Source organism: Nocardia sp. IBHARD005 (assembly GCF_052814245.1).
Window position 1 is genome coordinate 4,582,201 of the sequence record NZ_CP199935.1, and the last position, 13,099, is coordinate 4,595,299.

General features: G+C 66.8%; 8 protein-coding genes. All 8 read right to left on the reverse strand.

Annotated elements, in window-relative coordinates; genetic code table 11:
- Positions 1–17 precede the first annotated feature (17 nt).
- Positions 18–1,097, reverse strand: coding sequence for a GNAT family N-acetyltransferase (locus ACTWPB_RS21615; RefSeq protein WP_446222392.1), 1,080 nt, complete (start codon positions 1,095–1,097; stop codon positions 18–20).
- Between the two features lie 12 nt (positions 1,098–1,109).
- A complete protein-coding gene (locus tag ACTWPB_RS21620) occupies positions 1,110–2,081 on the reverse strand; it encodes an NAD-dependent epimerase/dehydratase family protein (protein WP_446222393.1) in 972 nt (323 codons plus the stop codon).
- A gap of 2 nt (positions 2,082–2,083) precedes the next feature.
- Positions 2,084–2,917, reverse strand: a complete 834-nt coding sequence (locus tag ACTWPB_RS21625) for a polysaccharide deacetylase family protein (RefSeq protein WP_446222394.1) — start codon at positions 2,915–2,917, stop codon at positions 2,084–2,086.
- Complete coding sequence (locus tag ACTWPB_RS21630) at positions 2,914–3,327, reverse strand: hypothetical protein (protein ID WP_446222395.1); 414 nt, start codon at positions 3,325–3,327, stop codon at positions 2,914–2,916. Before ACTWPB_RS21630 ends, ACTWPB_RS21625 begins: the two co-directional genes overlap by 4 nt.
- A 4-nt stretch (positions 3,328–3,331) precedes the next feature.
- A complete protein-coding gene (locus ACTWPB_RS21635; protein WP_446222396.1) occupies positions 3,332–8,563 on the reverse strand; it encodes a glycosyltransferase in 5,232 nt (1,743 codons plus the stop codon).
- Positions 8,564–8,571: 8 nt separating this feature from the next.
- Entirely contained in the window at positions 8,572–9,954 is a 1,383-nt protein-coding gene (locus ACTWPB_RS21640; RefSeq protein WP_446222397.1) for a glycosyltransferase, read from the reverse strand.
- Positions 9,951–10,763, reverse strand: a complete 813-nt coding sequence (locus tag ACTWPB_RS21645) for a glycosyltransferase family 2 protein (protein WP_446222398.1) — start codon at positions 10,761–10,763, stop codon at positions 9,951–9,953. Before ACTWPB_RS21645 ends, ACTWPB_RS21640 begins: the two co-directional genes overlap by 4 nt.
- Positions 10,764–11,791: 1,028 nt before the next feature.
- On the reverse strand, positions 11,792–12,949 hold the full coding sequence (locus tag ACTWPB_RS21650) for a fatty acid desaturase family protein (RefSeq protein ID WP_446222399.1): 1,158 nt from the start codon (positions 12,947–12,949) through the stop codon (positions 11,792–11,794).
- Between the last annotated feature and the right edge of the window lie 150 nt (positions 12,950–13,099).

The following is a 13,099-nucleotide window of genomic DNA, read 5'->3' on the forward strand; positions in this document are numbered from 1 at the left end:
GCGCCCGGAGCCCGTGCCTAGACATCGCGGAACCCGATCACGCGTTTGACGCAGCCCCGCAGCGCCTGGTCGGCCCGGTAGACGGGAATACGCTCGAGCCAGTACTCGCAGTAGTCGCAGGGTTCGGCACCGAAGTAGCCCTTGAATCGGGCCAAGCCGGGCGAGGCGCCGGACTCTCCCATGTGGTAGCTGCGACAGCCGCCGCGGCACGCGGCTTCGATCGCCACGGTGTGCAGGAGCCGGTTCGCCGTCGGGAAGGCGCGCGATTCGTCCATCGCCCCGCGGGTGTAGTGCGCGTTCGCTCCGCCGCGCAGGACAACAATCGCGGCCACCGGTAATGCCTCGAACCAGGCCACCGACACCTGACATCGCCCGCCGAGGTGCGCGGCGATCGTGGCGAACTTGGCGGCCGGATCCCGATGTCGCCCACGGAGTCTGGCGAGCCGCACGGGTTCGTGCTGCTGGCGTGCCCACCGATCGAAGGAGCGTCGCAGCAGGTCGTAGAACACCGGAACGAGGCGACCGGTGGTGTCGGTCTCGACCGTCACCCCGGCCCGCTCGGCGCGCCGGACGGCGGTGCGCGTCGCCGCCTTGAATCGGTGCTGCCACACGTGCTCGAAACCGCCGTCCAAATCCAGGATGTGCGCGCGTGCGGGAACGGCGGTGACGCCGGTGTGCGTTGCGGCGGCCTCGGCCCACGCGGCGGCGTGCAACGGATTGGGGCGAAGATGTATCCGCAGCGCGGGTGTCGCGGACAGGTCGTCGAACACTGCGGAGACGAGATCGGGTACGACGCCGTCGGGCGCGATCAGCCCGCCGTACCCCCAGCCCTTGGGCAGCGACTGCAGGACCGACGACCCGCCGGTCGGATAGGTCCGTCGAACCAGCGGAAGCAGCGCCCGGCGGCCGTCGGGCATCTCGTACAGCCTGCTCGCGTCCCGGTAGCTCCCTGTCGCGACAAGACAGTCGAGCCATTCCAGCGTCTGGGTGGGCACGGCGTGCGCGTCCGCTCGGTGCAGCTCGGCCCACACATCTCGTGGCACCCCGACGGTCACCCGGGGTGCCGATGAGCCGATCGTGCTTGTCGTTGGCGCCATATCCAGCTCCGTTCACGCGGTGACAGTCGCGCTGCCGCGCAGATCGAGGGTGTCGCGCAGCCAGGCGATGGTGTGATCGATCCCGTGGGTGATGTCGACCTGCGGATCCCAGCCCAGGTTCTGGTGGGCCGCGGTGTGATCGAGCGCGATGGCCTGGATCTCCCCGGTCCGTGCCGGTGCGTACACCGGGGGATCGTCGATGCCCAGCGCCGCCGCCATCATGCGATGCAAATCGGTGGTGGTGGTCTGCACCCCGGTGCCGATATTGAAGGTGCCGGTCAGCGATTCCGGCGCCGCGCCCGCACGCCGGAACGCGTCGACGACATCACCGACATAGACATAGTCGCGGGTGGCGGTGCCGTCACCGTAGATGGTCCCCGGATGTCCGTGCAGCAACGCACACCCGAAGATCGCAACGACGCCTGCTTCCCCGCGCGGATCCTGGCGTGGCCCATAAACATTCGACAAAGCAAGGCTGATCGGCGCCATCCCGTACATGTCGGCGTACGCGGCGAGGTAGAGCTCACCGGCGACCTTGGCGGCCGCATACGGGGAGAGGGGGTGAGGCGGCGCGTCCTCGCCGATCGGCAGTGCGGTGGGTGTGCCGTAACGGGATCCGCCGGAGGCGGCGAAGACGACGCGGCGAGTCCCGGCCTGCCTGCACGCCTCGGCCACATTGATGGTGCCCAGTACGTTCGTGTCCGCGTCGGAGCAGGGATCGCCGACCGATTTGCGGACGTCGACCTGGGCGGCGAGGTGGAACACCACCTCCGGCGCGACATCGCCCACAATCTCGGCGAGCTCGCGTCGCGCGACACCGGTCTCGACGAAGACGAAAGTGTCGTGCCCAAACGCACTGTCCAGGTTGCCTATTCGACCGGTGGCGAGATTGTCGATACCGACGACGGTATGGCCGTCGGCGAGCAGGCTGTCGACCAGAGTCGAACCGATGAATCCGGCAGCGCCGGTAACGAGGGTGCGCATGGTCAGATACCTCCTAGTGGTCTCGATGGCCGGACGGGCATCGTGATGACTCCGCGCGTCGATCGGCGACCGCGCAACCGGCGGTAGGTTCGCCACGCCGTGGTTCGCCACGCCTGCGGAAACGGCGCGACAGCAGCGTCTCGGCCCGCCAGCCAGGCCGTCAGCTCGTCGATGGTGGTCGTCGAGCGAATCGTCAGCCGGGCCAGCGCGAAGGGATCGTCGGCCGTCGAGCTCAAGGCATTGCCCACCGCGGCTGCCGAGGTGTAGCCCGCGACGTGCACCTGGCGCTTGACCCGTGCCGAGTGGAAGCCGTGGGGATAGGCGAAGCTGCGGACTTCGGTGCCCATCGCGTCCTCGAGCAGGTCCTTGCACTCGCGGATCTCGGCCGCTGCCACCCGTTCCCGCAAGATGTCGAGCTGCGGGTGAGTGTGGGTATGGGCGCCGATCTCGACGTGGTGCTCGGCCAGTTCGGGCAGTTGCGACCACGCCAGCATCCGGGCGGGTGGCAGGCACAGCCGCGAGGACTGGTGAGGTCCGCGCAATGCGCCGGTCGTCACGTAGAGCGTGCACGGAATCTGACGGGCGGCGAGAACCGTTGCGGCATCGGCGAAGTCGGCGAAGCCGTCGTCGAAGGTCACCACCAGCGGGCGTGCCGGCAACTCCCGTCCATCGCGGAGCGCGTCGGTCAGGGTGGTGACGGTCATCGGCGTTCGGCCACTCGCCGCCATCAACTCGACGTGCCGGGCGAAGGTCCGTGGCGACACGGCATAGGGCGCGATCCACCCCGCCGGATCGGCCGACACGCAATGGTAGAGCAGGATCGGGACGATCGTCATGGCCGCGCCGATCGAAAGATCTGCACCGCGGCCGCCGCGGTGGTGATGACCGCCAGCACCACCAACCGCGACGTCGTCGAATCATTGCGCGCCGCGGTGAACGCGACAGTGACCAGCAGGCCGAAGGACATACTCAGCGCGATCCCCACCACCCAGACCTCGATGTCCTCGCGCAGCGGCAGCAATCTCGCGACAGCGAGACCGGGGCACAGCAGCACGAACGCGAAGACGACGAGCGTCCGCAGCACTGCTAGCGGTGAATCGGGGGAGATGGCGTGGACGGCCAGCAGCGTGACCCAGCCCGAACCGGCCAGCACCCAGGTCGTTGCCGGGGTCGAACCCAGACCACGCCGCAGCGCCGCGCGATCGGGAAGCCGATAGCGGGTGAGCCCAGCAGGAATTCGCGTCATCTTCTCACTCCGGTGCTGGCTGGGTCAGGGTGAACACCACGGCGTGCGAATTCCGGTAGAGCTCGGTGAATCTCGGTGACTCGGACAGGGTCTGCTGGATCCGCGCGAGCGCGTCGCCCGGGAGGTCACCGGACAGCGTCATCCCGGCGCTCTGGCTGCGGGTGAGGATGAGATACGAGTGATGGTGGCGTCGCGCCGACATCATGTCGCCCAACTGCGAGACCGGTTCCGCGACAATGGCTTCCCGGTCATCGGCGTCGAAGGTCGCGAACCATATGTGGTCGTAGAACTCGAAATTCTTGAACGCCCAGGGAAAGCCACTCGTCGCACCGATGACCAGCGACCCGCGCGGAGCGATGCCGTAGACGAACTGAGCTGCCGCGTATTCCTCGGGCGCGAAGTAGGCCGTTTGCTCCTTGCCGTAGTAGCCGAAACCGAACCCCGTCACGAGCAGCAGCAGCACCACCGGCAGCGCCAGCCGACCGAGCCGGCGGGGCGCGTCGGCGGCCGGGCGCGGGAAGAAGGCGGCCGCCGCGTAGAAGGCCACGAACGGCAGCCCGAACAGGTAGACCCGGAAGACCATCTCGCCGCCGTAGTCGTTGCTGAGGATCAGCGGTAGCGGCGCGACGGCCAGCAGCGGCAGTGCGAGTTCACCGCGCCCGCGGAAACGCCGGGCGAATCCGACGACGGCCAAGAGCCAGATCGCGGCGCTCAGCGCACGGTCGACCTCGGCGACCACGACTTGACTGCGGCTGCCCGCATCCAGATCGATGAAATTCGCCCCGGCATTCGACTCGGCGTCGCCGAAGTTCGCCAGCAAGCCGGAGAGGTTCTCGCTCAGCCAGGGCCCGGCTACGAGCAGATCCCAGCCGACCGTCATAGCGACTATGAGGACCGTCAACACGAAAACTCGCCGAACGCCGAACACGGCGAGCAGACCGAGAGCCAGGATGACCATCGGCGCCGTCAACTGATGGGTGGGCACGATCGCCGCCATCATCGGCACGATCGCGACCACCGCGATCACCCGCCGGTCGCGGGCCATGGACTCCCGGCGCAGATACCGCAAGACCAGCGCCACGATCGTGAGGTACAGGAAGTTGGCACCTGCCTGCGGGGCGAAATAGTCCTGGCCCACCCACGCGCCGAGGACGTAGATCACGATCGCGGACCAGATCAGGCGCCGATCGGCGCTGAAGGTCCTGAAGATCAGATACAGCGGGCCGATCAGCAGCAAGTTGAACACCGGCGGCGCCCATGCGGCGTAGCCGAGCGCGGACTCCACCCCACCGGCTTTCACCAGCATCGCGTTGAGATTGAAGAACCCCGGCCAGAATTGGTACACCGCCAGCTCGTTCAGCGTGGTGTCGACGCCGTTGTGCCGCTGGAAGAAGTCGACGATGCCCACGTGCTTCCACGCCCACGAATAGCGCAGCGTCTCGTAGGTCACCGACGGCGTCGCGTGCAGTATCGCGATCAGGACGACAACATGCGCGGCCAGCAACCGCGTCGTCGCCGCCCTTGCCTGCACCAGCACACCGAAACTCACGAGCAGCACAGCCAGTGCCGCCCAGAAGGTGAACGGCAGCAGCGGCAGCAGGCCGTAGTCACCGATGCGATCGAGCTCGATGCGCGGCAGCGATACCACCCACAACGCGGCCGCGATCACCACGCCGGTGTAGCGCCAGGCGCCTGCCAGCCCGAAGGTGGTCCGCGGCGCCGGTGTGCGATGCCCCGCACGGGTGCCCGCGGCATAGCCGATCGCGGTAGCCATGACCCCCACCAGCATCACGACCGCGGTGACGAATCCCCAGAGGCGCCCACGCAATCCGGCACCGAGGTTGCGCAGCACACCCAGCGGCACCGTCGACCTCAGATACGACCGTTCACTGGCCAAGGCTCGATCGGAGCCCGCGAGAACGCTGACTCTCGCCTTGGACAGGCCTTCGCAATAGCAGCGCGAGCGGAAATACGACCACGTCGCACGAGTGCCGGGGACGCTGTGCCACACCCGCGCCGCGGGTTCGTACAAGTGCACGCCATCCGGGTGGCCGCGCCGCAGGCGGATGCACAGCTCGGTCTCCTCACAGCCGAGCGGCCGCGCCCCCACCCGGCCGAGGTCGGTACGGAATCCGCCCGATGCGACGAGCAGCTCGCGCCGAAACGACATATTGGCGCCGATCATGTTGCGCACCGCCGCGCGCCCGGTGGCCATGCCGCGGTAGGTGCAGCCGACCACCCAGTCGAACTCTGGGGGAAACCAGGACGGCCGTGCTGTGAGCCAGTTCGCGGTGACCAGGCCGCCGACGCCGAGCACCGCGGGGTCGGCGTAGGGCGCGGCGAGTTCGGCCAGCCAATCGGCGTCGGCGAAGGCGTCGTCGTCGAGGAACGCCACGATATCGCCTGTGCTGACCGCTGTTCCGGTGTTGCGGGCGCCGGACAGCCCTGACGTGTTGCGGTTCGGAACGACCGTCACACCGGGCAGGGTGCGTGCGCGATCCAGTAGCACTGTGTTGTGGTCGATCACCACCACGATTTCCTCGGCGGGCCGCGACTGCGCCTGGACCGAGGTGACCGCGAGAACCAAAGTGTCCCAACGGTCCTCGGCATAGGAGCAGATGACGACCGAGACGGTGAGCTGGTCGGACCGCTCTCCGCGATCCGGCGCCGGGGCCGGTGTGGTGTCGGGGTCCCACTCGGCTTCGAATTCCGCGAGATCTGCCGGTGCGGCAGCGGCTGCCGATACCGGCAGATCCGGTCGGTCGACAGCAAGTTCCGTGGTGCGCTGCTGCGCCTCGAGTGTCGGGGCGAGGTCGGCGAACGCGCGCAGCACAGGTTCGGCATTGAGGGCCCACCAGACGCGGTGCTCGCGATAGACGCCGCATTTACGGGACAACGCCGCGACATGATGCAGCCAGGTCAGCAGGATCGCAATCCGCTCGTCCAGCGGGTCCCCGCGCGCCGCGGCACCGCGAACGAGGTCGAGCTGACGACGTTCGCGCTCGGTGAAACCGCCTGCGCGCAGGCGCCGGGCCAGCACCGAGCCGAGTTCGCGCTGTTCGACGATGCAGGATGCGGTCAAGACCAGGTGGTAGGCGTCGAGCGCGCAGAGCCATTCCGGCCGGGCGCCACCCCAGTCGATGATGGCGGTGACGCGCCCGGATTCCAGCATGACGTTGCCGCAGTGGAAATCTCCGTGCGCCCAGCCGGTCATCAGGATGTGGCCGGTCAGTGCGGCGCGCACCACGGTCCTGATCCGGTCGGCGGTGTCGATCGACGCGGGGGACAGGATCCGGCACATCTCGGTCAGGGTGCGCACGGGCTCGTCGACCCACCCGGTGAGCATGGTGTCGTCCACCACGGCGAGGCGACCGGTGCGGCGGTGCAACTCCTCGATCGAGGTGAGTGCGAGCGTCGTCAGGGCCTCGAACCGCTCCGGGTGCGTGGTCAGGACCGTGGTCAGGTCTACTCGCGGATGGTATGTCTCGATGGAGGCCACCCCGTCGGAGTCGTCGCCGAACGCAAGAACGCGGGGGAGCAGGGGCCAGTCGCCGAGCAGGGAGTCGGCGGACAGGCTCGTCAGGATCTCCCGCTGCCGGCGCAGGTCGGCGGCGGCCAGCGGCGATCCGGCGACTTTCAGGACCGCGGTCGGCGGGCCGTCACCGTGACCGAGGTAGGCGACCGCGACATCGGTAACCGTTCGGACGGTCCTGGCACGGGTCCATGCCTTCGCGGGTGGATCGGTGTCGAGCTGTGCGGCCCGGCGCACCAGATCGCGACTCGCGGCGGCGGAATCCGGCCTGCGCAGCACCGCCCTCGCTCGGTCCAGGGTCTTCCGTCGGCGCGTGGCTCCGGCTGCCCGGAGAACTAGAAGTGCTGCCGCACTGCGCAACCGGACCGGCATCGGCGCGGTGACAGCCCTGCGGTGCGCGTCGACAGACCACCAGAGGTCGCGGCGCACCAGCAGTGCGCAGGCGATCGAGGTCTGGCTCAGCAGGCAGGCCACCCCCGCTCCGACCACGCCGACGAGGTCCAGCAGGACCCAGGCCAGGCCGACGGTGAGGACGAAATTCGATGCCTGGATCGTCAGGAGCAGACCCAGCCTGCGATTCGCCCGTGCCGAACTGATCGCCGTCGAAACCAGCAGACCGGGGACCGCCGCGAACGCCAGCACGCGCAGCACATCGGCGCCCGCGCGGTACTCGCTGCCGAAGATGGCGAGTACGACCGGGGCGAGCACGAGCACCGCGGCCACGATCGGGAGCACCAGCTTGGCGCCGTGCACGAGGATCTGGTGCACATTGCGGGCCAGCTGTGACGGATCGGTGGCGGATTCCGCGACAAGGGACGTGCCGAAGTTGACGTTGATCAGGTGGATGACGTTCGCGATGGCCCAGGCGATCGAGAAGTAGGCGGTCGGCACGGGGCCGAGTGCGTGGAGCACGAGGATGGGCAACAGCATCGCCGCACCGATCGAGCACACCGATCCCACATAGTCGACTGTCACGAAGCGAGCGATCTGCGGCATCGGCGGCAGCGTCTCGGTGGTATCCGCCGCCCGGACCCGGCGGGGGACAGCCCACAGGAACAGGTAGGCGCCGACGAGCACGACGACAGCCGACGACGCCACCGTCCACGACGCGAAGATGCCATAGCGAGGCAACGTCGCGGCCACGGCTACGACCAAAACCAGCTTGGTCACCGCGAACACGATGTTGGCCAGCGGGACAACGGGAGTGCGCCGCAATCCGACCAGCACACCGTCCTGCAGGACGAACAGGGTGACCGCGACCGTGCCTGCGACGAACAGCACCTGGGCCCGGTCATCGGACAGGAAGGTGGTGCCGGGCGCGATGACCCCGACCGCCAGCACCGAACCCACCGCGATAATCAGGGCAAGGGTCGCACTGACCACATGTGCCCCCGCGATCAGCGCCGCCGTGCGGCGCCCCGCGGTCGGCACGAACCGGACCATGGCACTGGACAGATTCAGCTGGGCGACCGTGGCAGCGAGCACCGCCATCGAAATCGCGGCCGCGTTGCTGCCCACCGAAGCGGCGTCGTAATGCCGGGCCACGAGCGCCCAGAAGGCGAACCCGATCAGCGCCGACAGCCCGGAGCTGGCCGTCAGCAGCAAGCCGTTGCGCAGCAGCGGCTTACGCCAATCCCGGGCGAAAGTGCCGAGCGTGGTCGGTGCGGGCGTCGCCGATGCCGACAGCGCTCGTCGCCGTGCCATCCCGACACTCACTGCCGACCGCCCCGGCTACCCGCCGTCGTGCTCGCCCTGCGGGTACGCCACCGGCTGATCGCGTAGGCCACCGGCCCGAACAACACTCCACGCTTCTCCAACCACGCGAGATCGCCCGGCAATCCGTCGTAGCGGCCACGATTGCGATCCGATGCCGCGCCGAAGGTGTACCCGAGCCCACGAGGCAATCGCCGCACCAGCCCGGCGACCATCGCGGGCTCGTGGATCAGCGCACTGGTCAGGTACGCGCCGAGCCCGACGCCATAGCCGTAGGCCTGATTGCGCAGCGCTGCCATCTCCCGGTGGTGGCGGTGCCACACCACCGCACTGGGCTGGTACACCAGCTGATGTCCGGCGACGACGACACGGAAGAACCCGGCCAGATCGTCACCGCCACGAGCGAACGTGCCGGCACCGATCGCCGGGTCGAACCCGCCGAGCCCGCGCAAGACCGCGGTATCGAACGCCATATTGGCCCCGGAACCGAACCTGCCCGCGGTGAACGGGAACAACGGATCCGCGGGCCGGTTCCAGCTGGTGTCGAAGACGTGCAGTTCGAAGCCTTTGTCGAACCCGCCGTGCTGCTCGAGCAACAGCTGCGCGGGCGTTTCGAGTTGAGCGGGCAGGATCAGGCCGGTGACGCAGGCGACGTCGGGTCCGGAGGCGAAGCCTTCGGCGATCCCGGTCAGCCAATGGCGGTCGACGACAACATCGTCGTCGACGAAAGCCACGATCTCGCCGCGCGCCGCGGACAGTCCACGATTGTGTGCCGCCGCCAGACCGCGCCGGTTCTCGCGGACATACCGCACGCGCCCACCGAAACGCCGCGAGATCGCCGTGGCGGTCTCCTCAGTGGTCGGGTCGTTGTCGACGACGACGACCTCGAAGGCCGGATACTCCATCAACAACAGCGCGTCCAGGCACTCGCACACGCTGTCCGGCCGATCCCGGGTGGCGACGACGACGGTGATCACGGGAGCGTGCACCAGCAACTCCTCATGCCAGCGCAGACACTGCGCCGACACCACCGGCTCGCGCGCCACCTCGGCGAGGAACTCCACTCGGGGCAACCCGTCCCCGGCCAGGTGCGCGTTGACGGCGTCGCCGACCGCCGTCCAGACCACCGGGGCATGCCTGTGCCAGGACCGGCCGAGCCGCCCGTCGAGCACCGCGATCCCGACCGGGTGCCCGTGTAACCGCAGCAGCGCCAAGATCTTCCCCGGCCGCACCGACGGATCCGCGAGCACGAGTTCGCTCTCCGGCACGCTCAGTTCGACATCGATCCGCCCTATCGGCAGATCGGTCTGCGCGAGCGCACGAGCCGCACCCGCCTCCGTGAATTCCCTGTGCGGCTTCAGGTACTTGGTCACGGCGATCATGACGATCCCATCGCGACGCCGGGAGGTGTGTTCGGCGCCGGTTGAGCACCACCCGCCCGCAAAGCCCCCAGCCGATGACCACGCACGACGGTCCGCAGGACCCGGGTACCGTCGTGGATCGCGCGCAGGTTGGACTGGCCTGCCCGCCTCGGTAGTTCCAGGCTGGGCACCTCCGCGATCCGCAAACCCGCCTGCATCGCGCGCACTGTCATCTCGGCCTCGATCTCGAAGCCGGTCGCACACAGATTCAGATGCTCGAGATAGCGCCGATGAAACGCGCAGTACCCGTAGCACAAGTCGGTGAGGCGCGTGTGATAGATCGCGTTGAACACCATCAGCAGGAACCTGTTGCCCCAACGCCGGATCCGGGTGATGTCGAGTGAACCGCCGCCGCCGATGAAACGCGATCCCTTGACGAAGTCGTAGCCGTTTTCCAGGAAGTGCACGTAATGCGAGATCTCCTGCGGCGACATACTGCCATCGGCATCCATCATCACGATCACATCGCCTGTCGCGGCGAGAAATCCGGCGCGCAGCGCGCAACCCTTTCCGATGCCCTGCTGCGGCACCACCTTGATATCGGGCCGGGAGCTGCGGGCGGTGATCAACGTCGCGTCCGTCGAGCCGTCGACAAGGATGATTTCGGTAATGCTGTCCGGAATCTGCTCCAGCACCCACGCGATATTGCGTGCTTCATTGCGCGCTGGAATGACCAGGCTGACAGCGGTTTTCGGGGGACTACTCGACCATTGATCCGGCGAGGGGGCTGATCTGCTGTCGGGATCGATCGCGGGGGATGGTTCAACCATGGGACACACCTCATCTGTGGACGCCGGTCATCACCACGGCGGCCGAAAGCATTAGGTATCGAAAGCACATCTGACGCCGTGCCGTGCGAGCTGTGCACGGTGCGGCAAGGCTGCAGGATGCGAACTCTGTGGTTGACTCGCCGAAATATCGGCTATCAGTTCAGTGGCGGTGAGTGCTCACCGTGGTTGCCGCTGCGATGGCAGTGCGGGCGCTCTTGGCGCATTCGGGAGAATTCTTGAGCCATCTCCACTTACCCTTCCCGCGGTGAGGTGGTCGAGAGCACCGGCGGGGTCTGGGACGGTGTGTGCTGACTGAATTGTCGCAACGACGGTGGCGAACGTTACATCGGATCGACCCGAGTGGGCCGCGTGACGATCGGTCCCGCCAAACCGGTTTGGCCGGGCGAGCCCGACCAGCGGCGCTGTGGTCAGTGGCTGGGGCAGGCACGTAGGCGACGACGGAGTCACGGTCTTGCCGATGACGGCGAAAGGCCGGGGGAGCTGCCACCGATCGACAGGCCGAGGTCCGGGGTCATCCACTCGAATTTCAGCCTCCCGGCGAAAGACGCCGGTTGGCCACAGCGGCGGCTGCAGTCGGCGGTACAGGGGGTGCGGTATGCCTCGTCTACTTGACATAATGTGCATTATCGGCGTTTGAAGGCGGCCGGTCAGGGAGGGATTTTGCGGATGTTGCGCTACGTGCCGAGTTACACCGCGTGCTGAATGCCGCTCACCGTCACCGGTCCGCATTATCGTTCTCTGCGCACCAGCATTCACTGCGCTTGTTGATGGCATGTCGTGATGCGGGACGAAAGTTGACGAAATTCGGGTGATTCTCGGATCTGGTCGATTAATGACCGTTCGGGCTGAATATGCCCATCGGCAGATCTGGGCTCGATGTCCCCGGAAAACCGATGTGGCCACCTGAAGGCTGACACTCCCCCGGCCACTTCCCCGGCCTCAATTCGTCACAGTGACGAAAGTATCGAGTGTTCCCGCACCGAAATGATGCGGTGCGCGATGGAATATCAGACCAGGACAGGGGTGAGGCGGCGGGATTCGGTGGCTTTTTCGGAGCTGGTTTCCGGGGCGTTGTCGGCGTCGGCGGTGAGGTACTTATCGGGCAACGAAAGTTTTGCGATGGTGCGCAGTGTCAGACCATATTGACGGACCAAGCTGCCCGTGGTGTACGGGAGCCGATATTCGGCCGCGAGCTTTCGCACTTCACGTTGAATTTCGGGGAGTCGGTTGCTCGGCAGGTCCGGGAACAGGTGGTGTTCGATTTGATGACTGAGCGTGCCGGAAAGTATACGCATCAGAGGACCGACCTCGATATTGGCGCTGCCCAGGTATTGGCGCAAATACCATTCGCCGCGAGTCTCGCCCTCGATGTCGCGTTTGGTGAACTTCTCCGCACCGTCGGGGAAATGCCCGCAGAATGTGATGATCTGCTCCCACACGTTTTTGGTGACGTTGGCAGTGACGTTCGCGCGCATGGTCGATTTCCAGTTTCGCCCGGTCATCGCCGGGAAGACGACGTAGTCCTTGAGCAGCTGCTTTCCTGCCTTCTGGATGATTTCGTCGCGAGCCTGCCGGAACTTCTTCTTGTCCTTCTTGCCCGCCAGCACGCGCGGGATCTCCAAGTGGTACACGCACATACCGAGCTCATACAGGAGCGACACCGGAACAAGGTAGACGAAGTTCCCCAGGTGGTAGGGGCGCCAGCGCCGGTCACGAGTGATGCGGAGAAGCCCGTATCCTTCGTCGGGGTCCAGTCCCAGCACGTTGGTGAATACGTGATGGCGGTAGTTGTGCGCTTCTTTCCAGTGCGCGGCGGGCATGGAATGGTCCCATTCCCAGGTGGTGGAGTGGATTTCCGGGTCGTTCATCCAGTCCCACTGGCCGTGCATGACGTTGTGCCCGATCTCCATGTTCTCGAGCACCTTCGACAAGGTGAGCAGACCTGTCCCCCACCACCAACTACTTTTCCGGCCAGAGTCGAGCAGCACCAGCCTGGCGGCAATCTCACACGCTCGCTGAACGCGGATGACGGTCTTGATGTATTTCGCGTCGCGCTCGCCCAAGCTGGATTCGATCCGCCCGCGCAACGCGTCCAGCCGCTGCCCGAACTCTTCGATGTCGGTAGGCGAGAGATGTGTGTACGCCTCGACGTCAGATATAGCCATTTGCTGTTTTCAACCCCTGTTCCGGTGCCGCACGCCGGGCGCGCGATCGTGGTGAGAATACGAACTCGAGTGGTCGAATCGGTGCGGTGCGCGGTAATTGGTTAGACGTTACAGACGGGGGCCGTGATTGCGGTGTCAGTGACTAGTGGG